The organism is Nocardia sp. NBC_00511 (genome assembly GCF_045161165.1).
Classification (GTDB): Bacteria; Actinomycetota; Actinomycetes; order Mycobacteriales; family Mycobacteriaceae; genus Nocardia.
Map to the genome: position 1 here is coordinate 254,038 of NZ_CP107850.1, position 23,039 is coordinate 277,076.

Genomic DNA, 23,039 nt, shown 5'->3' on the forward strand with positions numbered 1-23,039 from the left:
TGCTTATCGTCTGTGTTCTTGTGGTGACCATCTCGGGTTTCGACCGAGGAGCGCGACGATGCTGTCCATTGCCGTGTTGGCCGGATCCGCGGGGAAGGGCTGATGATAGGCGCCGCCGGGCCCGTTGAGCGGACTGCCAGGAGCGGTGTTGGCGCGGGCGAGTGGCAGGAGGACCTCCGCCAGCCCGGCCGGTACGACCAATGTGGCGTGCAGAGCCACGGCCAGATCCCAGCGGTGTACCAGCATGTCGACGACATGGACGCCGAGCACCCATTCCGTCGGTAGGGGCCCCGTCGGTGGGATAGTCACAGTCGGGCCGGTCCTCTCTAGGGCGGCCAACCAGCGTGCCGCGATGCGGGCGAAGTCATCACGTGGGTCGTCACTGTTCTGGTCGAGGGGTGGAAGGACGGTCTGGGCCACGGCGTCGTGGCGCTCGTTCATGTGGCGAAGCAGCTCGGCGATCGTCCAGCTCCCGCACGGTGTGGGGCTGGATAGCGCGGAGTCCGGGATCAACGCCACATCGTGGCCGATCAGGGCGAGTGCAGTCGCGTCCAAACGCAGTCTGGCGGCTAGATCCATGGCGTGTCTCCTCTGAGCCATCGAACATTTAGCGAACGTTCGTACGCCAAATAATAGCGTACGGACGTTCGTTATACTCCCTTGTGTGTCTCCTCGTCGCTCAATGGTCGAAGCAGAGCGCACTCGTGCGCGAATCGTGCAGGCAGCAGTCGATGACGCATCCCGCCTGGGCCTGGAAGGCTTGACCATCGGATCCCTCGCAGAGCGGCTCGGCATGAGTAGAGCCGGACTGGTCGGCCCCTTCGGCTCTCGTGACCAGTTGCTCGAAGCCGCTCTCGAACACGCGGGCGCGATCTTCCGTTCGGCGGTCGTCACACCGTTAGCGGACTTGCCGCCGGGTCGGCGGCGCCTGGAGCGGTTGATCACCGCGTGGGTCGGGTACTTGGTCGACTGTCCCTTCCCCGGTGGGTGTTTCGTCACCGCCGCATCCTCCGAACTCGACGGGCGTCCAGGCCCGCTGCGTGAGCAGTTGCGCGGCATTGTCACCTACTGGCATGAGCACTTGGCAGCCGAGGTCGCCGCTGCTCAGGACGAGATGGCCGGCCCGCACCGTCCGCCAAGGGAGGTCGCCACCGCACTGATCGGACTTTCGATGGCCGCCAACCAAGAGATCCAGCTCTTCGAAGACTCATCGGCCGGAGCCCGCGCCCTGAAGTCAATGCGCCGCGCAGCCGGACTCGACTGATCACCACGAAAACTCGCGCTGCCTCTCCTATCCCCCCGATGAGTCGGCCTTTGGCGCGGGCTTTGGCCATGCCCTCGCGAGTGTGATGGTGGTTCAGATTGGCTTCGCATTCGGCGACCACGGGGTTGGGGAACATCGGCGAGAAATCCGGCGCTAGGGAGTTACCGCACATAGCGACTCACTATGTGCGGTAGTGCGGATGAGGGGTCTGGGATGGGTTCGGTGCGGATGCTGCCGACTCCGGTCACCGGTGTGCGGTTGGCCGATGCGGCGAAGATGTTCCTGGACACGTTCGTCATGCGGAACACCCGCGCCACCTACGCGGCGGCGCTGGTTCGGCTCGTGGCCGACTTCGGGCCGGACACCAACGTCGCGTTGCTGGCTGGCGAGCCGGACCGAGTGGCCGGGTGGTTCACCTTCGTGGGGGCAACAAGTCGGCCAAGACGTTCAACCTGATCAGCAGCAAGATCACTCGGCCCCTCCCGCAGGGAGTCGCGCGGTGGGGCAGCCGTTTCGACCAAGCCACGACAGCTGCCATACACCAACAGCTACACCCCACCGCGCCAACCATCCGACCTACTAACCTCGGACAGCAAGCAACCTAGCAACCCCTCGCGCGTTGGGGACTGCCCAGAGTTTGGTTGACTCGCGGGTGTAGTGGTTCAGGCCGCGAGCGCGGGCCGGTTTATTGTCTCAAACTCGATCGGGGTGAGCCGGCCGAGTCGGCGTTGCCGACGAGTGCGGTGGTAGGTCTTCTCGATCCAGACCACGATCGCCAACCGCAGTTCCGCGCGGGTCGCCCAGCGCTGCCGGTCGAGGACATTCTTCTGCAGCAGCGCGAAGAACGACTCCATGGCCGCATTGTCACCACACGCCCCGACGCGGCCCATCGAGCCTCGTAAACCGTTGACTGACAATGCATTCACGAACTTTCGGGAACGAAACTGACTGCCCCTGTCAGAGTGAACGACCGTCGCGTCTGGTGAGCGGAACGCGACGGCGTGATGCAGCGCCGATACCGCGATCGATGCCTTCATCCGAGAATCGATCGAGTAGCCCACGATCCGGTTGGAGAACACGTCCTTGATCGCGCACAGATAGAGCTTGCCCTCGCCGGTGGCGTGCTCGGTGATATCGGTCAGCCACACGGCATCCGGGGCGTCGGCGGTGAATTTGCGGTCGACGAGGTCGTCGTGGACCGGTGGGCCGGACTTGCGGTTCACCCCGCGTTTCTTGGCGAATACGCTCCAGATCCGTTGCTGTGAACACAATCTGGCGACTCGGTTCTCACCCGCGCGGATGCCGCGGGCGGGCAACTCATCGGCGATGAACCGGTAGCCGAACGCAGGGTCGTCGGCATGGATGTCGTAGGCGGCATTGATCAGATGCGCATCGTCCCAATCCCGTTGCGAGACAGGGTTCTTCTTCCATTTGAAGAATGCTTGGGTGGAGAATCCGAGTACCCGACAGGTCACCGCGACAGGAATCTTGTCTGCGGCCAGGTCCAGGACCAGCGGGTACATCATTTTGGGTTCACATCGCGCGAGAAGTAGGCGACCGCACGGCGCATGACCTCGGCTTCTTGTTCGAGTTGCCGGATCCGTTTGCGGGCCTCGCGAAGCTCGGCCGACTCATCACCGGTGACGCCGGGGCGATGTCCATCCTCGATGTCGGCCTGTTTCACCCAGTTCTTCACGCAGCTTTGCGAGATCCCGAAGTCCTTCGCGATCTGGGTCAACGGGATCTCGCCCTTGCGGGCGACCGCGACTACGTCGCGGCGGAACTCCTCGGGATAGGGCTTGGGCATGTCGGTGATCCTTCCACTGCGAGGAGGTCCTCACAGGTCAGGAGTCAACCAAACCGGGGGCAGTCCCTTGTCACCATCGAAATCGTCAGGATCGCTCTGGCGCCGCCCACGAGCCCGTGCCTGTGTCTCCCCTTCCCGACAGATGCCCTTCTGGCGCGAGATGGCCCGGACGGCACCCGCTTCAGGTTGCCGCGTAGGACTGCATGTCAGCCGAAACCAACCCAGCTGGAGAAGCTTTGCGCTGATGATGCCGCGCCAGAGTGCGCCGAGACTGCCCTGTCACGGCTGACTACCAGCCGGTCGTACGGCATCGGTATTGCGCCGATGGTGCAGCGCGCGAGCGGCGGTGGCGAACCCAATTGTGGCGACTAGCCACGGTACACATGCACCTTCAGGGAAGCATCCGCCTATGCGCGTGGGCGTCCATGCCGAGCATCCGGCGAGGAGAAATACGTATGTGTGCGGATGTCCTGGACTGCACGCGGACCGAAGATCTGTTCGTGACCTCTCGAACGACGCGGCTCCGGAAGTTCGGCGGAGCTGACGTGGATGCTGAAAAACAAGAGCATGCAAGTGAATTGACCGTGGAGGATCTGAGGATGATCGCCAAGGCCTTCGGGTATTTCAGCATTCACGAATTGATACATGGACTGTCTCATTTAGACGATCGTATGACTGCGTAACAATGTCTGTGCATGACAGAGCTGCGGCGGCGCGATTCGGCACGGTGACGTCTCGCGGTTTTTGCTTGGCATGTACGGACCACGACTACGACGAACGTTCGTTTCGCTCCGTCGCCGACGGGGATGTTCCATGTGGGCGGTGCGCGTTCAGCGCTGTTCAACTGGGCCGTCGCCCGTCAAGCCACCGACGGCCGGTTCGTGTTGCGGATCGAGGACACCGACCAGGCTCGCAACAAACCCGAATGGGTCGAGGGCATCATCACCGCGTTGGCGTCGATCGGCATCTCCGAGACCGACCCGACCTTCGAAGGCCCCTACTTCCAGTCCAGCAACGCCGCCGCTCACACCGCGGCCGCTCTGGGCCTGTTCGACGAGGGCAAGGCCTACTACTGCGACTGCAAGCGTGAGCAGGTCATCGAGCGCACCGGCAAACCCGATGGCGGCTACGACGGGTACTGCCGCGAGCGCGGACTCACCGCGGCCGCCGGTCGGCTGCTGCGTTTCCGTACCCCGGATTCCGGGGAAACCGTTGTCGCCGACCGGATCCGGGGTGCTACCGCGTTCCCGAATGCCGCGATCGAGGACTTCGGTATCGCCCGAGGCGACGGCAGCCCCCTGTTTCTGCTGGCCAACACCGTCGATGACGTCGAGCAGAAGATCACGCTGGTGATCCGCGGCGAGGAGCACCTCACCAACGCCGGAAAACAGCAGTTGCTGTGGGAGGCGCTCGGGCAGACCCCACCGGCGTGGGCGCACCTGCCGGTCATCGTCAACGAGGCCCGCAAGAAGCTGTCCAAACGCCGCGACAAGGTCGCTCTCGAGGACTACCTCGCCGAGGGCTACCTGCCGGCGGCGATGACGAACTACCTGATGCTGCTCGGGTGGGGGCCGCGCGACAACGGGACCGAGATCCGCCCGTACGCCGAGCTCGAAGCACAGTTCGATATCGCCGACGTCAACAAGGCCAACGCGTTCTTCGACGTCGCGAAGCTACGTGCGTTCAACGGTGACTACATTCGCGCCCTCGACCCGTCCGCGTTCATCGACGCGTGTCAGCCGTGGCTGCAGGCACCGCACGCGCCGTGGGCCGCAACCGATTTCGACCCGTCAGTGTTCGCGACCGTGGCACCGCTGGCCCAGTCCCGCATCGCGGTGCTCGGCGAGATCACCGCGAATGTCGATTTCCTGTTCCTGCCCGAACCAGCCGTCGACGAGGCGGCCTGGTCGAAGGCGATGAAGCCCGGCGCGGCCGACATGCTCGCCGCGGCCGCCACACAGTTGGCGTCCGTCGATTGGAACGCGGAGGCGATCCGCGCCGGCATCGAGACCGCCGCCGCTACTCAGGGGTTGAAGCTCGGGAAGGCGCAGGCACCGGTGCGGGTCGCGATCACCGGCCGCACGATCGGATTGCCCCTGTTCGAGTCCATCGAGGTACTCGGCCGAGAGCGCACGCTGGCGCGGATCGAGGCGGCGAAGGCGAAACTCACCTGACCCAACTCGATGCCGAGCGCTAAGCCACTGCACGACAAGCACATTCACCCCCTGGGGCGTCCGAATTCCCGGAAGATGCAGGGGCGATGTCGTTGCTGTCAAGGGGCGGAGATCACCGCCCCTTGACTTCGGTGACCGCCGCCAATTCGGCACATAGGTCGGCGAGCTTTCCACTCTGTTTGCTCGACCATCACCAACGACGCAGGCCTCCCCAGTTGCCCGTCGTCACACCGGATCCGCGAGGCGGCGCTGCTGGGCGAAAAACTCCGTCAGCATGTCGTTTTCCTCGAAACCCAGGACCATCTCGGCGACATCGGATTTGCTGAACCAGGCTAGAGTCTGGCCCTCGGTTTGTGTGATCAAGCCCAGGTCGAGATCCAGAACCGTGGTAAAGGTGTGTTCCAACATTCCCCACGGTCGCAGGAGTTCTGCCGTCTGGTCGGACGCCCCGCCGATCCCGGCGTCGCCCTGGCCGGCGTCGTAGAGGAGCTGCACAGCGCGCTCGCCGAGCTGGAAACCGTGCTCGCTCACGGTGAGGGCCCGGTGCGCCTGGACGAGACCGGGGATCTGATCATCTCGCCGCTGAGCGCGGAAGATGTTCCGGCCGAGGCGATCTCGCTCAAGGCCGAGTTGACCGAGATGCTGCCGTTCGCACCGATCGTGTCGTTGCTGATCGAGCTGGACAAACGCACCGGCTACCTGGACTGCTTCACCCACCGCGGCGGCCAATCCACGCGCACCCCGGAGCTCAAACGCAACCTGATCGCGGTACTGCTGGCGCACTCGACCAACCTCGGGCTGACGCGGATGGCCGAGGCCTGCGGCATCACCTACGACATCCTGTCCTGGACCAACGACTGGTATGTGCGCGAGGAAACCCTGCGCGCGGCCAATCTGGTGCTGATCGACTACCACCAGCGCCTGCCGCTGACCGCAGTGTTCGGCGCCGGGACGCTGTCTTCCAGTGATGGGCAGCGGTTCCCTACGCGCGGGAGGTCGACGACGGCGCGGCCGATGAGCCGCTATTTCGCCGAACAGGGCCTGTCGACCTACACCCACGTCACCGACCAGCACGCCACCTACGGCACCAAGATCATCGTCGCCACCAAACGTGAAGCCCACTACGTACTCGACGAAATCCTCGGCAACGCAACGGATCTGCCGATCACCGAGCACGCCACCGACACCCACGGTGTCACGCTGGTGAACTTCGGCCTGTTCGACCTGCTGGGGATGCAGCTGTCCCCGCGGATCCGGGACCTGGGCCGCATCACCTTGTGCCGGTGCGAACCCCGCGCCGAAGCCGAGGCCCGGTTCGCGCAGGTGGGACCGTTGCTGACCCGAAAACTGAACCTGGAGTTGATTGCTGAGCACTGGGACGACCTACTGCGGTTGGCAGGGTCGCTGAAGTTCGGGCACGCCACCGCCTCCCTTGCTGGTCGGCAAGCTCTCGGCGTCGGGGCGCCAGAACACCCTCGCGGCCGCACTGAAGGAGTTCGGGGCGCTGCGGTGCACGATCTACGCCGCGAAATACCTGTCGGATCCGGACTACCGGCGCAAGATCTCGCGCCAGCTCAACAAGGGCGAATCGCTGTACGCGCTGCGCCGCGACCTGCTCTACGCCCACGAGGGCATGATCCGGGCCCGTCACCTCGAGCAGCAGGTCGAACAAGCTTGGTGCCTGACCCTGGCCACGAATGCCGTGATCGCCTGGACCACAGAGTCTTACGGGCTCGCGGTCGAGCAGATGCGCCGGGCCGGGCAGCGTATCGACGACGAGGTGCTGGCCCACATCTCCGCGGCGCACAGCGCCAACATCAACTTCTTCGGGTCGATCGAGGTCGACATCGAAGGTGAACTTGCCCAGCTTGGACCGACTGGGCACCGACCTCTGCGTGTACGCGACACCCTGTTCTAACCGCGGCGATAGGATCTCGAACACCGGGAAACCTCGAGGGAAGTATGCGAATGACCTTGGCAAGGCCGCGCGGCCGAAACCAGGATGCGTCCCAGAGGCAACACTCCCCCGTTTCAAATAACCTGTCCATAAGCGCGATCACCGAGCTTATGAGAGCCGTGATGATCGTTTGAGTGAAATCCCGGGTCTGCGGACTCGGTCGGCGCTGTATAAGCGGCCGAGGGAGCCGACGAGCGCCGATGAGGCGACGAGCCTATTGATCAAATGTGAGCTCATGCCGTCTTCCACCAAGATCCACATCTTATCTGTGGTAGCGCTACCCAACGGCACGTTTATTGGGCAGTCAAGTGGCATCCTCCCCGACCTGGAAAGCTCCGAGTGCATCTCCGCCAGCGTCAAAATCGTGACTCGCCGAGTGCTGGCCCGCACGAGTCTCCCTCTCCGAATCGAGTGGATTGCCTTCCCCCGGTTGGGAACTCGACTGACGATCGGGTCTAGAAGATCGACTACAGTCCGAGTCTGTCTGAGGCATCACACCATTCGACCTCGGGCGACCACGATCCGCATCCCACTCTCGATTCGACAACCAACCCCTCGGTAGCCGACTGGTGGTGGGCGCGGCTGACACTGCACGACGAACTTGCCCAAGTTCGCAATCGTGGTTTGCGCTGCCGTGTCGTTCACGACTCCTCCATGCGGTCGTGGCCGACACGGCAGCACCCTCGGCTGTTACCGAATCACCGGTCCCGCAATTCGAAGCCGTGCCGCCACTCCGAGAAGCTGACCTCATACACGACACCGTGGCGGCGGCAAGTCTGTTCAGTACCTCGCTGACGTCTCCAGGCCTGGGGCAACCCGACTGTCGTCGCACTCGAACGCGACGATGGGCAGCCTGTTCACAGGCTCTCAGATAGCCAGCAGCCCAGGCGGTAGTGCGGCGTACGTACTACCGCAAGTCCACACGTCGGCGGGTGGCAGTTCGCCGACCGCGTAGGAAACGGCCGCAGAGTTCGAGAGTCGGGATGCAGGCTCACCCCGGATCCGGACGCCACGTCTGTCAACGGGCCACGGGTCGAGATCACGGATGACCGCCTTATCGCCGGTGGTCCTGTCGGGGTCGTGCAGCACCTCATCTGTTCACCAGGTCCGGGAACGCTCCGCCCCGCGCCGGGGCGTCGAGGATCCGGGCTCTGGGCAGGTCGAAGTGGAGTCGACCCCTACCTGCACGGGCGCGCGACGCGAACCTTCAGGTGTTGCCGAGCATCGGCGCTGCTCGGCCTGAACGGAAATCCGACGACAGTCGAAAGATCACGACCACTGCGGCATCCGTGAACTGTCATGCCGCAGCTGGGGCTCCGCCCGTGCTGAGTGGTCGTGGTTCGAACATCCGGTTGTCGCGCAGCAGTGCCCACAAGACATCGACCAGGCGTCGAGCCAAGGCTAGGAGCGCTCGAGTATGGCGATGTCCTGCCGCTCGTTTGCGCTGGTAGAAAGTTCGCGAATGGCCTTCGGTCTTGATCGAGGCGAAAGCAGCCATGAAGAATACGCGTCGCATCCTGCGGTTGTAACGCTTAGGGCGGCGCAGGTTGCCGTTGACCCGGCCGGAATCATGTGGCACTGGTACCAGCCCCGCGTACGAGGCCAGCCGGCCGGGCGTCGCGAACTCTGTCAATGCGTGACCACCAGAATTGATGAGGAATTCGGTGCCCAGATTGGGACCCATCCCGGGCAGTGACTCTATGACCGCCGCCTGTGGGTGAGCGCGGAAACAGGCGGTGATCTGCTTTTCGAGGTCCTTGATCTCGCGGTCGAGATCGAGCAACTTGGACGCCAGTCGCTTGATCAGCGCAGCGGTCGTTGCCTCGCCAGGCACCGCGATGTCCTGGGTTTCGGCTGCAGTACACGCTTTCCTGGCCATCGCATCGACCATCGGACGGCGGACACTGTTTTCTCTGAGATGTGTTGTTACACCGTCGATCCCGACGCGCCGGAAGTCCGATGGGGTACACAGTTCAGCGATCAAGATCAGCGACGAGCGCAATCCGAATTCGAATGCGGCCTCGAGTGCTGGGAAGATCGACGAAAGCATAGCTCGCAGCTGATTGACACCACGCACCCAGTCGTTGCTGAGGTTGCTGCGGTAGCTAGACAGCTGTGTCAGCTCTGCAATGAGAGCATCGGGCGCCGTCACCCGTTGTAGGTCGCCGCACATCCGGGAGGCATCAGCAATTACGCGGGCATCCTTGGCGTCGGTCTTGCCCTCCCCCCGGAAGATTCCGGTCATTCGAGCAACCGTGTACCCAGGCACGTAGACCAAAGACTGACCTGCACGAAGTAGTACCGTGATCAACAACGTCGCCATCGGGCTGATCTGATCGATGGCCCATTGCACCTCGCCTGTGAGCTCTTGGACGTGACCAATGGCCGCCTCGATCGCCTGTTGATCGTTGGCGACCTTCTGTGACCAGCACAACTTGCCGTCCCCATCGACCACTGAGATGTGATGCGACATTTTGCCGACGTCGATCCCAGCCCAGATTCGTTGATTCAGAGCCACTTTCACACCCCTGCTTGCGCAACCGAAGCCAGCTACCGCCCAGAAATCAAACCGAAACCAACGATCCCTATCAGCAGAACTCAACCAGAGGCCGGTTCTGCGCGACAGGGCGGCCATATTTGGCAAAGCCACAACAGATGCATTCATCGATACAGCCACACCCTGCCGCGTTGCGTGTCCGGGACATCGATCCGGACGCATACAAACGTAGCAAGCGGCTGTCGTTCATCGGCATGGATCGACCCAAACAGGTACATCGAGCGGTCGCCAACCCAGTCATGCCCGGTCCTGATCTACGCAAGGTCGCTCGACCCCTCTCGAAGCGAATACCGCGGTGGGGCAGCCGTTTCGACCAAGCCACGACAGCTGCCATACACCATTAGCTACACCCCACCGCCCTGAGCATCTGGGGCATCAACCCTCAGACACTGGGCAACATACCAAGCTCTCAAGCATTGCCGTCGTTGAAATCGTCAGGGTTCCCCTCGCATTACTGACAAACCTGCCGGTACCGACCAGCCGTTCTGTACTGCGTTGAAGGTGTCGATGACGGTGACCTCTTCACGGTGGCGACCTGTGGCGGCCGAGTGAAGCTGCGGCAGTGACCCTATGCGGCGCCGCTCGGCATCGTGGCGGGCGTAGCTCGGCGACGGTCGGCCACGGTTCGGCGTCGTCGCGCTGCTGCAGCAGCAGCGCGGCGGTCACCCCGTAGAGGATGGCCAGCGCGCACAGGCACAGCCAGAATGTGAAAAGGCTGCGTCTCTGGGCCTTCGATCGCCCCGAGCGACCTCGAAATTCACCGATCCGTGGTCTCAGAAGTCACCCTTACGGGAAGGCTGGTGCCTGCGGACGCACCGGCGGCCAGAAGCCCAAAATCGGGCGACAGCTGGTCGCGCTGGTACGGCAGATGTACGACGAACTCGACCAATATGGCGAGCACCCGCTGGCACTCGTGAGCCAGATCGCTGCCGAGCTCGGTGTCGCCCAACCCACCATCGACCGGCCCCTCGACAAGCCAACCTCCTAGCTTCGCTGCACCGACAGCTGACCAGGCACTATGAGGATTCCGTTGGGTTCTCGGCGGTTGCTATCGGAACATCAATACGTGAGAAAGGGATTTCGATCGGTAGTGCCGTTGAGGTGGTTAAATCTCAATGGGTCGTTGGTGGTGTAGCTTGATATGTTTCCCATAACTGTTTGAGGTATGAGCCATAGTAGTCAGGGTACGAACTGGGCTGAGTCAGCAATCTATTTGCGAGGGTACCTATCGCTTCCTCTTTCGATACCGTTCCTGATTCGAAACATGCGCGCCATCTTCGAGTCCGCGGCAGTGGAGTTGATCAACGAGTTCTGCGGCACCGGCTACGCCGATCTACTCTCCGAGTACGCTGTCCCACTCACTGTCAAGGTGATCGATGCGCTGCTAGGCATGCCCGAAGACGTCGGGTGGCAGCTGTACGACACCGCTGCCGCACTACGCGCCAGCACCGACGCCGACAGCTCGGAACCGCACGGCAGCCGATTTCAGGACCTGCTGTCGAACGCCGTGTCCGCCAAACGATCCCAGCCAGGCAACGACGTAATCTCCCGGCTGATCGCACATCCCAGCGGACTCGACGATGAGGAGATCGTCGCACAGACCGCCGTTATCTACCTCCGCGGCACGGAATCGACCTGGAATCTCATCGTGAACACCCTCCTGCTGGTGTGTACAGACACTCAGTTCCGCAGCGGGTTCCTCGGCGGCTCACTGTCGACCCGGGAGGCGATCGATGAAGTGCTGTTTCTGGATCCACCGCTGGCCAATGGTTGCGCCCGTTACCCGCGTCAGCCTCAGGCTGTCGAGGGCATGTGGCTGCCTGTCGATCAGCCCGTACTGATCAGCCTGACCGCATGCAACTCTGATGCCGCCCGTTCCGGCGACCGCCAAGGCAACCGATCACATCTGGCCTGGGGGCCGGGCCACGCTCCGCGCTCACTCAGTTGCAAGCGCTCAAGGCCCGCTAGATGTACGACGAACGCGACCACCACGGCAAACGCAGATATACCGTTGCTCAGATTGCCGAAACCTTTGGCGCCTCCCGCAAAACAATCTACCGCCACCTCGAATCTGCCTGAACGCAATGACCGCTTACAGACTTGAGACATCACTGTTGTGTTCAAGCCGTTGTCGTTGTTTTCGGGCGATGCCCCGCTTTGTTGGCGGGTGGTCGTGACTCACGACCCGACAGCGGCGGGCCGGCGGGCGCACGACCGGCCTACATTACGCGGCGGCCCTGGGGCCTCCTTGTCGAGAGAACGCAGGCTACGCGGCATGGCCGCGGATGAGCTGCACGAGCATCGGGATGTCGGCGGTAGTCAGCGGCCGATCGGCGGGGGTGGCGAGATCTCGGGCGAGGAGCGCGCGAAAGTAGGCCGAGGCTGTCAATCCGAGCTCCTTTGCCCGGGCTTTCATCAGCTTGTCCTCGGTGAGGGTCAGTTTCACCGAGCGGGGGACGTTGGCAAGCTCGGGCGCGGCACCTTCCGGCGGCAGCAGTTCCCGCGCGGCGCTGGTGTCGAGCCGCAGCCGGTTGGTGAGCGCGATGATCTCGTCGGGGGTCATGGCGTCGAATTCGTTTGCCTGATCAGTCATTTCGGGCCTCCCATGCCTCGAAGTCGGCCATCAACTCGGTGGACGGACGGCTTGCGTTGATGATGTAGATGTCGCGTCCGTCGATGCGGGCCAACACCACCAGGACTTCTCCGGTGTCGGTGCGGCCCACCAGCACTGCGGGCTTGAGCCCGGTCGCATCGTCGACTGCGGGGATGAACCACAGTCGGCGTTCGCCGCGCAGCCACGCATAGAACAGGTCGGCGACCTCGTCGAAGTCGATTCCTGCCAGTGCGAGCAGCCTCGCGAGGCCCCAGTACCAGGTAACAGCCACACCGAAGAGTACCATGGACTACACAAGACTACACCTATCGTGACCTGCGTCGACACCATATTTCATGCCTCGCCGACGCCTCGGGTGGCGGGCGCTGGAAGTGCAGCGGCCGCCACCGCTTGTTCGTAGCCGGTTTCTCGGCGATCCGCGCGAGAACCTCGTCGGCCCGTCGACCGCGGCGCCCCGGCCTCGCGGCTACTGGTTCGCAGCTGCGCGGCCGCACGCCGCGCCGCCCGCCACGTGCGCAAGGCTCGCGCCGAGTCCCCCAAGTACGCGCAGCATCCGAGGGCGCATCGGGGGATCAGACACCCGCAGGTTGTGAGGCGGGCATACTGGCGGAATGGTCGGGAACTCGTTGTGGCTTGGTGTGCAACGGCGACGCCCGATCTGGTCGAATGCCGACCGCAGTGCGCGCCGGTCCCGGGCCGTGAAACCCGTTCCGGCGCAGCCAATGAACCGCAGTTGACCTGCGCTGTCGTGGCCTACCAGGATGAGCGAGCCCAGTGTTGTGGAGGTCGTACCGGTGCCCAGCAGCCAGCCGACGATCACCGCTTCCGCGCTCGCTCGTAGCACCGTCTTGTCTGTTGACTGCACCACCAAGTCCTCTGCGGAAACGAAGGAGTTGGTGTGGACGGCGACCTGCGGCATTCCCTGATGAACGGCTCGGCAAAGCTCACCGCGATCGGCTCGGTGGTCGCGGGCGCAGGCAAGCTACCGCCGTTTCTGGTTCTCGACGGTGCGGGGACCCCGATCGAACCGGTCGAACGCTATATTCGAGACTTCGCGCTCGGCGATGCCAGCCCGCTAACGGCGAAGAGCTACGGCTACGACCTGCTTCGTTGGTTTCGTTTGCTGTGGCAGCTGGGCCTGGCATGGGACCGCGCCACCGAGGCGGAAACAGCGCTGCTGGTGGGCTGGATGCGGACCGCGCCCAATCCGCAACGGGACCGGCGGGCCGACAAGGCCGCGCCACCAGGCAGCGTGAACGTCCGGACTGGCAAGGCCACACTCAATGCAGGCTATGCACCACGCACCATCAACCATTGTCTGAGCGTGGTGTCGGGGTTGCTGCTGCCCATCGAGCAGTGCCAGGCCCAGATCTACGCCACCCTCGCCGCACAAGCCGACGGCACCGGCACCGCCGCCGACGCCCGCCGCCAGGCCGACATGAGCGCCGCCTACGCCGCGTCCCTGCAAGCCCAGCAAGCCCAGATCAATGCCGCCGCAGCCACTTCGGAGAAACAATCGCCCGTCGTGCAGCCCCCGCCCATCGATTCTTGCGACGCGGTCTACCTCGACGGACCATTGGCCGGGCAACGCGGCTACGCCCTCAATACCCTCGGCACCCGGATCGGCTTCGCGCTGCCACCCCGGCCGGGCGGCCCCACCGGCGAGTACGAAGTCGTCGCCCTCGCCCACGGGGATCACCCCGCGCAACTACGCCAGATCCCCGACAATCCAAGCCAATCCCAGACCCCCGCCACCGCAACGAATTCCGAGAATCAGGAGCCACAATGACCAGCAGCCTGCCGACCCAGGAGCAGATCTTCCTCAATGCCGCCGATGCCGCACACGCCGCCGCGGGATCGCTGTCGGATGTCCGCGACTGGTTGCAGTCCGACTGGTCCGATACGAAGTCGCTGACCAACGAAGCCGCCGACGCCCGCACCGCGGTCCGCGCGAAACTCGTCTCCCTCAAAGAAGAGTGCTACCAGCTCGAGCAGCAGTTGCGCGAGGGTGCGACCAGCCTGCGCAATCGGCGGTAACCTCCATGCCCACCGCCGCCCGGGATGCGTGGGATGCGCTCAACGACCGCCAACGCATCTACCTGACCGTGCTGTTCCACTACGACCAGGACCTCGAGGCTCTCCGCCGGCGTGAGTCCGCCCGCGGGCGTTTCGACAACACACCGGCGAAGGCCTGGCGGCGCATCCCGTTCAACAATCCCTACGGCCCGGTCCCCAATTCCCTACGGGCCCAGGGGGTCTACGACAGTGGCGCCGGGGCGACCCTGGCCGCCCTGCGCGCGCGGGGGCTCATCACCACCGAGACCGCACCGGGGATCCTGCGCGATCCGGTCTCGGTGTGGCTGACCCGGGCGGGTCGCGCCGCGGCGCGCGCCGGAACCGGTGCCCGGCCGGCACCGGCCCGGCCACCGAAAGGGCTGCTGGCCGAACGGTTGTGGCGGCAGCTGGCCGCGGCCGCGGCAGCCGAGCGTGACGGCACCCGCTGCCAGGAGATGCGCGGGGAGAACCACCTGTACCTGTGTGTCGGCTACGAGCAGTACAACAGCCGCGGGTACCTGCGGGGCCGGTCCGTGCCCACGGGCACCTATTACGTGTTCACCGAGGCCGGGCGCGCGCACTACCGCACCCACCACGCCACCTACCGGGAGCTCTACCCAGCGGTCGACGCTCCCCCGCTCGCCGAAGGTGTGTCATGACCAACCGATCCCGGCAAGCCGCCACACTCGCCCGCCTGCTCACCGAACGCACCGGGCGGCCGGTGCGGCAGTCCTACGACGGGCCCCGCCAGGCCCGATACGGTGGCTGGCACCTGGAATGGGTCGATGGGCCGACTATTGAGACGATGCGGGCGCTGGCCAGCGAGTACATCGGCCGCTTCCCTGACCTCGAGGTCGACGAGTTCCGGTTCTCCCGCTCCCGCACCGAGTTCGCGGACGCGGTAGCACTGCTGCTGTGGCTCGACACCGATCTCGACGCTGTTTTGAGGTACGCCCCCACGTTCTGGTTCGGCGGCTTGGCCTTCGAACGTGTCGAGGATCCCGACCGCGCACCAGAGGTATGGCAGGCCCGCGCCCGCACCCTGCACGCCCTGGTCGACCAAGCCGCCGAACGCGACACCCGCATCAGCGAGCCAGGCCCGCACCGTGTGGTCGGCGAAGACCTCGCCGACCACATCCGCACCGACGGATGGGACGCGACCCTGCAATGGCTCGACAGCCAAGCCGGACCGCGAACGCGACATCTTCGCGTCGTTGAGTAGACGCCCTGATATCCACGCTCACAACGCTTTCCGCCAGTGCGATCGTTTCAATCGCCTAGGTAGAGCGTGAGGTTATGCCTGTTCGGGCGTGCTTCGTGGTGACCGCCGGATCAATAAACAATTGGTCCGCGCAATCACATAAGATGTCTGGAAGCTGGCCCAGTGTCCAACGCGGGCAACCGAGTTGGGGTCGGCTCACTCCTTGTCGGGCGCGCTCGTGCGCGCGACGGTCGGGACTGCTCGAGCGATCGGGGAGCCCCGCCTGTCGCACACACGGTGCGACATCCCTACAAGGAAAGGATCGGTCGTGGACACCCCACAACCTTCACCCGACACTGCACCGGCTAATCACCGGTCCGGGCTCAAGGCCCGGGCCGTGCTCGAAGCACTCGCATGTGTGCGGACAGCGGTGAACGTCTGCGTGGCGATGGACGGCGAACATAGCAACGCCGCCTCGACGCTTTTGACAATCGCCAAGGCGGCGCTGCACCACCTGCTGAACGGGATCTAATCTTCCAGGACCGGTCCCGAACCAGCTGCTCCCGATCCCGGACGGTTACCGCCCTCCGGGATCGGGTCGTATCTGACGCAACCCACTTCGCACGGGTTGCGTGCCTTTTCAGTCAACAGTTTAAGACATTTCACTAGCGCGTGGTGAATTACGTTTCCCGCCAGGGCCCCCGGAGAGGAACTCACCGACCGTATCCGAACCGGCAGAGGCGACGCGACCCTCGCACGGCTCGGCGACCAGGCCAGACCCCGTGTCCGCCATCTGCCGAGTGCTCAGTTGAGCTGTGCACGCGCTTCCCTCAGGAAATGGCTTCGCCACCACTGATCTTCGACATCGCAGCCGTTGAGCAGCCGTTTGCGTGTTTCAGCCGCCACCTGACGCAGCTCCCGTGTCATCTGGTCAGAATGCTTGCCGTGGTGCGGGTTCGTGTGAAAGTACCTGCTCAGCTCGGCAGTCTCGTCAGGGATCTCAAGTACGCCCACGTTGTCCATGGGGACGCTCGGGATGTACCGGTTCGGCTTCATCGGTCTCCTCGCCCCCGCGGCCAGTATCCGCGAGCCCTGCCACCTGGCCGCCGCGCCGTTCGCAGCGGCACCATCGGTAATCCGTTGGCCCACATCAGATACCGGATGTAGGCAACCCGCAACTGGGCCTTCAGATCATCCGGGTCGATCCCCCGGTCCCGCAGCTCGGCCCGCTCATCCCAGTCCATGAACCTTCCGACGCGCCACCCCGGCCCCGGGTTCCACTCCGGCCGCCGGATCGGTGGTGTTGTGGCCGTACTTGTCTCGTCGCTGATCACGCGGCTATCGACCAGATATCTGTGACCCTGTGTGCCGAACGGACCGCTGATCCGTGCCATCGCACCATGATTCGAGCCCATCGACGGGCGGATCCGCTACGTTGCTTCCTCGGGGGAATCGAGAGCTGTGCGAGCCGGAGCAACCGGGCGCGGCTATCCGACCGCACACTCGGAAACCTCTGGCCGCCATCGTCCGGCGGCGATGCTGGTGTCCCGCTCAGCCGCCCGCGACGGGACACCATCGGTCGACGGCTGGCGGGCCTGCCCGCAGACGCACCCCTTGGAGTCCGCCAGCCCGAGACAACACACTCGGTAACAGGAGAACTGGTCATTTGCTATGAACGTGTATGGGCGGGCGAGCTCGATACGCCGACGACGGACCCGGTGAGAATCCGATGGGACCTCTCACCGACCTGCACCTGCTGTGCGCCCAGATCCACCGATGGCAGTGCATGCAGGCCATCGCCGGGGAACTACACGACCGCTACCCCGAACTCGGTCCGATGCTCGGCGACATGGTCGGCACCGGCGCCGTCTACGCCGACATCCTCATCCGGCGCGAACTGGCCACCGAAGGTGAAACCTGGACTCGCACCGCCGATTTCGCGGTGATTCCCGATCGGCTACGCCGCCGATTCCGGCTCGTTCCCGACTATGTTCTGCCGCAGATCTACGTGCGCTACGAACTCGCCGGTGCCGCCGCGGCCGCCGCCGGCCCCGCCAGCCTGCACGAACTTCTCTCCCACCGCCGGCCCCCGACGTCCTGAACGCCCCACCGCAGCCCCGAACCGCGCTCACCGCGAAGAAGGAGGTCCCGGTGGGCATTGGCAGGCCCCGTCACGCCACCACCCGCACCACGGGCATGGCAGTGGCAGGCACAGGAAATCCCCGCTGAGAAGCCACTGATTCGGGTAGCGGCCCGGAGTGTGGATCACCGGCGGATCGGCCGCCTCGACCCTGATGACCCGGTCGGTCTCTCCCCGTGTGATCGCGGCCGCGGCCAGCTGCGGGATCGCGGTGATCGGAGTCGCCACCGTGCGCACCGGGGCCGACACCTCGGTGTACCAGGCGTGATCCGCCAGCCCGCCGTCGTCGCCGGACACCGCGACCATCCCCCCAGCATCGCAGCCGCGAGTCGACGAGCCGGGCATTCGCCCCAGCGGTGACCCGGATGTGATCTTGATCGAAGTGCACGCCCGCACCGTCGCCGGTTTTCCGGGCCGTGAGCGGGGCGATAGGGTTCCGGAATGCCATTCGAGCTGCCGGACTGGGCCCTCGACGCCCTGCGCGGGGTCACTCCGGAAGAGATATTCCAGGTGCTGCGCGCGCGCCGCCGCTGGGCGCGTCCATCGACTGGAGCGCCGATTCAGGTGACACTGATAGCAGGACGAACCCACAGCGGCCGCCCCCTGGTAGTCGCGACCCGCGAGATCGAGCCGTTCACCTGGATGATCATCGCGGCCCGCGAGCTCACCGGAGCAGACTTGGCCCTGTACGAGAAATGGGAGGTGACCACCGATGAGCCCTTCGAAGGCTGACCGCGCGTCCGAGCTGCACGACAAGTTGGTGGCCGACTACGGCGAGAACTGGAGTGCCCACCTCCTCGACACCCTGCACTTCGACCTCGACGCCCCCGACGTCGAGGTCCCCCGCCTCGGTGTCAGCGAAGAGGTCCCCGTGACCTTCACCGCCACCCTGCAACTGTCGCCCGCCGCGTATCAGCGGCTCATGCAACGCGTCACCGAATCCGGTGCCGACCGCGACGAACTGCTCTCCGAATGGGTCTCCGCCGAAGCCAGCGCCGAGGAACTCGAGGCCATCAGCCGCGACGACATCCTGCGCATGATCAACCGGCGACACCCCCGCTCCGCCTGAGTCCCACCCCCGAGAACACCGTCGGCCCGCACGCTTCCCCGCGTGCGGGCCGACGCGTCTCTCAGACCGGATCCGCCGCCGGCACGATGAACCGGATCAACGTCGGGAACGGATAGCGGCCTGGCGCATCCTCCACCGTCTGCACCAGCGCAGTCTTCTCGTCGACCAGCTCGAGCACCTCGAATTCCGACACGCCGTTCGTGCCCAGCCGCACCCGATCACCCACAGAAACCATGCCGGGCAGTCTATTAGCGTGCCGGGTCGGTACATGTGAGGCTGTGCCGCCGTCAGGCGAATCGCCTCAGCGACGGGCATGTCCGTATCCGGTCTAGGCGGGTGATGATCACCCCTCTAGACTAGAACGTATGTTCGAGTCCGGGGTGTCATCGTGAGCGCGGCCGACTCCGGCCGTCTCGATCCGCAGGCACTGGCCGCGATGAACAAGGCCGAGCGCATCGCTGCCCTGCGCGACAAGATCGCCGCCGTCCCGGGCCGCATCGGAGCCGAAACCGCCACGCCCCCCACCGAACCCGAATCACAGACCCGCAACGTGCTACCCGTGCCCGGCGCACTCGGCGACCTGCTGCCCGGCGGAGGCCTCACCCACGGAGAGATGGCCGTCTGGCCACGCGGATCGCTACTGTGCGGGCTACTGGCCGCAGCGACCGGCGCAGGCATCACCACCGCGGTTCTCGGCGGGCAACGCCTCGGATTGCTGGCGGCCTGGGAGATGGGCGCGCACCTCGACCGGCTCTTCAACATCGAGGTCGAGCCCGACCGGGTCGTCGAAGTCGCCGCTGTGCTCGCCGACGGCATCCGGCTACTGGTCATCGACGTGCCCGGCGAGCTGCGGATCGCGCCCCGGCAGGTGGAGAACCTGCGCGCCCGACTCCGCAGCAAAGGCACGGTCCTGGTCGTCACCGGCGGACAGTGGATCCGCCAACCCCACCTCGACATGGAAGTCCGCAAGCTGCGCTACGACGGCATCGGGCAAGGCCACGGACGACTGCGCTCACTCGAGGTCGACGTCGACGTCCGGCTGCGCGGCCGCGACTACCGGCGCGGCCGTCTCGCGCTCACCAGCACCGGCAGCGGTCGAATGTGCTGGTCTACCAATCACGCCCCGGCGGCCGCCGGCCGACTCGGCTTGGTCCGCACCGGATGAATGCAGCGGGAGCCCGCAGGTTCCGGCCGATCTACGTGGTCGACGGCCGAATCGTCGATCCCGCGCGCCTTGTACAGACCTCGGATGGTCAATGGGCCGAACCACAACTGGTGCGCTGCATGAACGGCCACTCTCTGCTCGGCAACGACACTCGCACGCTCATCGGCTGGCTGTCGTGCCCCGTCCCGGGCGTTCGGGGCGGGCACCGATTGACTCGATGCCTCGAAACCGGTTGTGGCGCCGTCGATTACCGCCCACCACTCGACACTCCGCGCTGTGCTTGTGAAGACCCCTCGCCACGCAACCCGTACCAGGGATCCGGCGGGTCACCCGAGTAAATCCGCTGACCCGCGCCCCGGCCCGCCGCCGCCGCCGAGGCAGACCTCGATCACCACCGCTCGGGTCGGCAGGAATCTCGGATGATTTCGGTCGGAGCCTGCGAGTACTTTCTATCCGTGACCACGACAACGAGGGTTCGTTTCGCTCCGTCGCCGACGGGGATGTTCCATGTGGGCGGTGCGCGTTCAGCGCTGTTCAACTGGGCCGTCGCCCGTCAAGCCACCGACGGCCGGTTCGTGTTGCGGATCGAGGACACCGACCAGGCTCGCAACAAACCCGAATGGGTCGAGGGCATCATCACCGCGTTGGCGGCGATCGGCATCTCCGAGACCGACCCGACCTTCGAAGGCCCCTACTTCCAGTCCAGCAACGCCGCCGCTCACACCGCGGCCGCTCTGGGCCTGTTCGACGAGGGCAAGGCCTACTACTGCGACTGCAAGCGTGAGCAGGTCATCGAGCGCACCGGCAAACCCGATGGCGGCTACGACGGGTACTGCCGCGAGCGCGGACTCACCGCGGCAGCCGGTCGGCTGCTGCGTTTCCGTACCCCGGATTCCGGGGAAACCGTTGTCGCCGACCGTATCCGGGGTGCTACCGCGTTCCCGAATGCCGCGATCGAGGACTTCGGTATCGCCCGAGGCGACGGCAGCCCCCTGTTTCTGCTGGCCAACACCGTCGATGACGTCGAGCAGAAGATCACGCTGGTGATCCGCGGCGAGGAGCACCTCACCAACGCCGGAAAACAGCAGTTGCTGTGGGAGGCGCTCGGGCAGACCCCACCGGCGTGGGCGCACCTGCCGGTCATCGTCAACGAGGCCCGCAAGAAGCTGTCCAAACGCCGCGACAAGGTCGCGCTCGAGGACTACCTCGCCGAGGGCTACCTGCCGGCGGCGATGACGAACTACCTGATGCTGCTCGGGTGGGGGCCGCGCGACAACGGGACCGAGATCCGCCCGTACGCCGAGCTCGAAGCACAGTTCGATATCGCCGACGTCAACAAGGCCAACGCGTTCTTCGACGTCGCGAAGCTACGTGCGTTCAACGGTGACTACATTCGCGCCCTCGACCCGTCCGCGTTCATCGACGCGTGTCAGCCGTGGCTGCAGGCACCGCACGCGCCGTGGGCCGCAACCGATTTCGACCCGTCGGTGTTCGCGACCGTGGCACCGCTGGCCCAGTCCCGCATCGCGGTGCTCGGCGAGATCACCGCGAATGTCGATTTTCTGTTCCTGCCCGAGCCAGTCGTCGACGAGGCGGCGTGGTCGAAGGCGATGAAGCCCGGCGCGGCCGACATGCTCGCCGCGGCCGCCACACAGTTGGCGTCCGTCGATTGGAACGCGGAGGCGATCCGCGCCGGTATCGAGGCCGCCGCCGCTACTCAGGGGTTGAAGCTCGGGAAGGCGCAGGCACCGGTGCGGGTCGCGATCACCGGCCGCACGATCGGATTGCCCCTGTTCGAGTCCATCGAGGTGCTGGGCCGAGAGCGCACGCTGGCGCGGATCGAGGCGGCGCGCACGAAACTCACCTGACCCCACCCTGATTCGCGCCGCGCCTGAACGGGGTCAGCGGAGGTCGATGAGCCGGTGCTCGGTGCCTGCCTGCACCGGTGTCGACCACAACGGGCAGACCGGCACGGTGTGCCGGTCACAGTCCGCGCTGCGCAATGTCGTGCCGAGATGGTCGTAAGCCGCGCACCCGCCCCCGCACAGCGTCCCGTGCGGGCAGCTGCGGCAGTTCGAGCTGACTTGGTTGACCAGCGTCAGCTCGGTGCGCTCGACCTTCGCCCCGGCCCGGGGTACGACGTGACCGTCCCGGAATTCGCCGTAGTGCAGGTCGGTGTCGAAGAACGCCGAGCAGATGTAGACCCGGCCGTCGGGAAACACCGCCAGCCGCTCCAGGTTCCGCGCCGTGCACCCGCTGTATCCGGCTGCCCGCAAACCGGGCAGCGCGTCGGCGGTGACGAAGGCGGGCGGGTAGAACACCCGCACCGTGCGGCCCGCGGCCGCAAGTTGGATCTGCTCGCACAATGCCATCCAGTCCTGGGGTGGCAGTTGCAGTTCGGGGCGGGTGCGCCCGAGCCCGGTGGGGGTGAAGTAGTGCAGACTCAGCATGTCCAGGCCCATTTGTTCGGCCAGGTCGATCGCGGCGAGCACCTCGTGGGAGTTCATCGTGGTGATCGTCATGATCGCGCGGGTCTGGAATCCGCCGGTGACCGCGCGGCGCATGCTGGCCAGCAGCGGCTTCCAGGTGTTCGGGCCGCGGATCTGTTCGTGGGTGGTGGCCGTCGCGCCGTCCATGCTGAAGCTGAACGAGTCGATCCGCTCGTCCAGCACCGGCCAGGTCCGGGCCGGAATCAGACCGTTGGAGGTCAACACGACCCGATAGTTCTGCTGCTTGCAGATATCGAGGATCTCCCCGAATCCCGGGTGCGTGGTCGGCTCACCGCCGAGCAGATACACCTTGGACTGCCCGTAGGTGACCCGCAGGCTCGACAGCACATCGGCCACGTACGCCGGACTCATGCGCCGCTCCTTGTCGAGGCGATCGCCCATGTAGCAGTGCAGACACCGCAGCGGGCACTTCTCGGTGATGTAGAGGAACAAGAACGGCTCACGGAGCGCTGCCGCGGCCGCCGCGAACGGCGCCGCATCCGACAGCAGGGCGGGGTGAGACGAATGGTCGGTCATGACAAGGGGT

The 23,039-nt window shown here is 65.1% G+C and carries 24 protein-coding genes and 1 pseudogene; 15 read left to right on the forward strand and 10 right to left on the reverse strand.

The window, feature by feature from the left end; translation table 11 throughout:
* Positions 1 to 3: 3 nt before the first annotated feature.
* Entirely contained in the window at positions 4 to 579 is a 576-nt protein-coding gene (locus OG300_RS42375; RefSeq protein ID WP_331722930.1) for a TIGR03086 family metal-binding protein, read from the reverse strand.
* Positions 580 to 682: 103 nt separating this feature from the next.
* Between OG300_RS42375 and OG300_RS42380 the strand changes: the two genes are divergently transcribed.
* Both OG300_RS42380 and OG300_RS42385 read left to right on the forward strand, forming a co-directional pair.
* The gene (locus OG300_RS42380) at positions 683 to 1,264 is read left to right on the forward strand and encodes a TetR/AcrR family transcriptional regulator (RefSeq protein WP_331722931.1); all 582 of its coding nucleotides are present in this window, start codon (positions 683 to 685) and stop codon (positions 1,262 to 1,264) included.
* A 213-nt stretch (positions 1,265 to 1,477) separates the two neighbouring features.
* The gene (locus OG300_RS42385; protein WP_331722932.1) at positions 1,478 to 1,720 is read left to right on the forward strand and encodes a hypothetical protein; all 243 of its coding nucleotides are present in this window, start codon (positions 1,478 to 1,480) and stop codon (positions 1,718 to 1,720) included.
* Between the two features lie 206 nt (positions 1,721 to 1,926).
* Here the strand turns inward: OG300_RS42385 and OG300_RS42390 are convergent.
* A protein-coding gene (locus OG300_RS42390; protein ID WP_331722933.1) for an IS3 family transposase occupies positions 1,927 to 3,071 on the reverse strand; the annotation gives its coding sequence in 2 pieces (ribosomal slippage) (positions 1,927 to 2,792 and positions 2,792 to 3,071; 1,146 coding nt in all).
* An 806-nt stretch (positions 3,072 to 3,877) separates the two neighbouring features.
* Between OG300_RS42390 and gltX (OG300_RS42395) the strand changes: the two genes are divergently transcribed.
* Complete coding sequence (gene gltX, locus OG300_RS42395; RefSeq protein WP_331722934.1) at positions 3,878 to 5,245, forward strand: glutamate--tRNA ligase; 1,368 nt, start codon at positions 3,878 to 3,880, stop codon at positions 5,243 to 5,245.
* Positions 5,246 to 5,470: 225 nt separating this feature from the next.
* Here gltX (OG300_RS42395) and OG300_RS42400 read toward each other — a convergent pair whose 3' ends face one another.
* Positions 5,471 to 5,776, reverse strand: coding sequence for a hypothetical protein (locus tag OG300_RS42400; protein ID WP_405499035.1), 306 nt, complete (start codon positions 5,774 to 5,776; stop codon positions 5,471 to 5,473).
* Here OG300_RS42400 and OG300_RS42405 point away from each other — a divergent pair.
* A pseudogene (locus OG300_RS42405) lies at positions 5,663 to 7,163 on the forward strand (transposase); the annotation flags it as partial. The gene OG300_RS42400 and the pseudogene OG300_RS42405 overlap by 114 nt on opposite strands.
* 1,336 nt (positions 7,164 to 8,499) lie before the next feature.
* Here the strand turns inward: OG300_RS42405 and OG300_RS42410 are convergent.
* The gene (locus OG300_RS42410) at positions 8,500 to 9,720 is read right to left on the reverse strand and encodes an IS110 family transposase (protein ID WP_331723131.1); all 1,221 of its coding nucleotides are present in this window, start codon (positions 9,718 to 9,720) and stop codon (positions 8,500 to 8,502) included.
* A gap of 1,303 nt (positions 9,721 to 11,023) precedes the next feature.
* Here OG300_RS42410 and OG300_RS42415 point away from each other — a divergent pair.
* The gene (locus OG300_RS42415) at positions 11,024 to 11,863 is read left to right on the forward strand and encodes a hypothetical protein (protein WP_331722938.1); all 840 of its coding nucleotides are present in this window, start codon (positions 11,024 to 11,026) and stop codon (positions 11,861 to 11,863) included.
* A gap of 162 nt (positions 11,864 to 12,025) precedes the next feature.
* Here the strand turns inward: OG300_RS42415 and OG300_RS42420 are convergent, their stop codons facing one another.
* Both OG300_RS42420 and OG300_RS42425 read right to left on the reverse strand, forming a co-directional pair.
* The gene (locus OG300_RS42420; RefSeq protein ID WP_331722939.1) at positions 12,026 to 12,352 is read right to left on the reverse strand and encodes a hypothetical protein; all 327 of its coding nucleotides are present in this window, start codon (positions 12,350 to 12,352) and stop codon (positions 12,026 to 12,028) included.
* Positions 12,345 to 12,644: a hypothetical protein gene (locus OG300_RS42425; protein ID WP_405498908.1), complete on the reverse strand. Its 300-nt coding sequence runs from the start codon at positions 12,642 to 12,644 to the stop codon at positions 12,345 to 12,347. The genes OG300_RS42420 and OG300_RS42425 overlap by 8 nt, the downstream gene beginning before the upstream one ends.
* A gap of 627 nt (positions 12,645 to 13,271) precedes the next feature.
* Here OG300_RS42425 and OG300_RS42430 point away from each other — a divergent pair.
* The 5 genes from OG300_RS42430 to OG300_RS42450 all read left to right on the forward strand — a co-directional run bounded on the left by OG300_RS42430 (position 13,272) and on the right by OG300_RS42450 (position 16,161).
* Positions 13,272 to 14,162 carry a hypothetical protein gene (locus OG300_RS42430; protein WP_331722942.1) on the forward strand — a complete coding sequence of 297 codons (891 nt, stop codon included), beginning with the start codon at positions 13,272 to 13,274 and terminating at the stop codon, positions 14,160 to 14,162.
* On the forward strand, positions 14,159 to 14,410 hold the full coding sequence (locus OG300_RS42435; RefSeq protein WP_331722943.1) for a hypothetical protein: 252 nt from the start codon (positions 14,159 to 14,161) through the stop codon (positions 14,408 to 14,410). Before OG300_RS42430 ends, OG300_RS42435 begins: the two co-directional genes overlap by 4 nt.
* Before the next feature lie 5 nt (positions 14,411 to 14,415).
* Positions 14,416 to 15,087, forward strand: coding sequence for a hypothetical protein (locus OG300_RS42440; protein ID WP_331722944.1), 672 nt, complete (start codon positions 14,416 to 14,418; stop codon positions 15,085 to 15,087).
* Positions 15,084 to 15,650, forward strand: a complete 567-nt coding sequence (locus OG300_RS42445) for a hypothetical protein (RefSeq protein ID WP_331722945.1) — start codon at positions 15,084 to 15,086, stop codon at positions 15,648 to 15,650. Before OG300_RS42440 ends, OG300_RS42445 begins: the two co-directional genes overlap by 4 nt.
* A 307-nt stretch (positions 15,651 to 15,957) precedes the next feature.
* Positions 15,958 to 16,161: a hypothetical protein gene (locus OG300_RS42450; RefSeq protein WP_331722946.1), complete on the forward strand. Its 204-nt coding sequence runs from the start codon at positions 15,958 to 15,960 to the stop codon at positions 16,159 to 16,161.
* A 272-nt stretch (positions 16,162 to 16,433) separates the two neighbouring features.
* On the opposite strand, the gene OG300_RS42455 is transcribed toward OG300_RS42450, so the two are convergent.
* Complete coding sequence (locus OG300_RS42455) at positions 16,434 to 16,685, reverse strand: hypothetical protein (protein WP_405498911.1); 252 nt, start codon at positions 16,683 to 16,685, stop codon at positions 16,434 to 16,436.
* Between the two features lie 673 nt (positions 16,686 to 17,358).
* Here OG300_RS42455 and OG300_RS42460 point away from each other — a divergent pair.
* Positions 17,359 to 17,730: a hypothetical protein gene (locus OG300_RS42460; protein ID WP_331722948.1), complete on the forward strand. Its 372-nt coding sequence runs from the start codon at positions 17,359 to 17,361 to the stop codon at positions 17,728 to 17,730.
* A gap of 27 nt (positions 17,731 to 17,757) precedes the next feature.
* On the opposite strand, the gene OG300_RS42465 is transcribed toward OG300_RS42460, so the two are convergent.
* On the reverse strand, positions 17,758 to 18,075 hold the full coding sequence (locus OG300_RS42465; RefSeq protein WP_331722949.1) for a hypothetical protein: 318 nt from the start codon (positions 18,073 to 18,075) through the stop codon (positions 17,758 to 17,760).
* Positions 18,076 to 18,210: 135 nt separating this feature from the next.
* Between OG300_RS42465 and OG300_RS42470 the strand changes: the two genes are divergently transcribed.
* Both OG300_RS42470 and OG300_RS42475 read left to right on the forward strand, forming a co-directional pair.
* On the forward strand, positions 18,211 to 18,501 hold the full coding sequence (locus tag OG300_RS42470) for a hypothetical protein (protein WP_331722950.1): 291 nt from the start codon (positions 18,211 to 18,213) through the stop codon (positions 18,499 to 18,501).
* Complete coding sequence (locus OG300_RS42475) at positions 18,482 to 18,838, forward strand: hypothetical protein (RefSeq protein WP_331722951.1); 357 nt, start codon at positions 18,482 to 18,484, stop codon at positions 18,836 to 18,838. The genes OG300_RS42470 and OG300_RS42475 overlap by 20 nt, the downstream gene beginning before the upstream one ends.
* A 61-nt stretch (positions 18,839 to 18,899) precedes the next feature.
* Here the strand turns inward: OG300_RS42475 and OG300_RS42480 are convergent, their stop codons facing one another.
* A complete protein-coding gene (locus tag OG300_RS42480) occupies positions 18,900 to 19,073 on the reverse strand; it encodes a hypothetical protein (protein ID WP_331722952.1) in 174 nt (57 codons plus the stop codon).
* A gap of 153 nt (positions 19,074 to 19,226) precedes the next feature.
* On the opposite strand from OG300_RS42480, the gene OG300_RS42485 reads away from it, so the two are divergent.
* Positions 19,227 to 20,003 carry a hypothetical protein gene (locus tag OG300_RS42485; protein ID WP_331722953.1) on the forward strand — a complete coding sequence of 259 codons (777 nt, stop codon included), beginning with the start codon at positions 19,227 to 19,229 and terminating at the stop codon, positions 20,001 to 20,003.
* A gap of 500 nt (positions 20,004 to 20,503) precedes the next feature.
* Positions 20,504 to 21,871 carry a glutamate--tRNA ligase gene (gene gltX, locus OG300_RS42490; protein ID WP_331722954.1) on the forward strand — a complete coding sequence of 456 codons (1,368 nt, stop codon included), beginning with the start codon at positions 20,504 to 20,506 and terminating at the stop codon, positions 21,869 to 21,871.
* 33 nt (positions 21,872 to 21,904) lie between these two features.
* On the opposite strand, the gene OG300_RS42495 is transcribed toward gltX (OG300_RS42490), so the two are convergent.
* Positions 21,905 to 23,029, reverse strand: coding sequence for a radical SAM/SPASM domain-containing protein (locus OG300_RS42495; RefSeq protein ID WP_331722955.1), 1,125 nt, complete (start codon positions 23,027 to 23,029; stop codon positions 21,905 to 21,907).
* Positions 23,030 to 23,039: the final 10 nt, after the last annotated feature.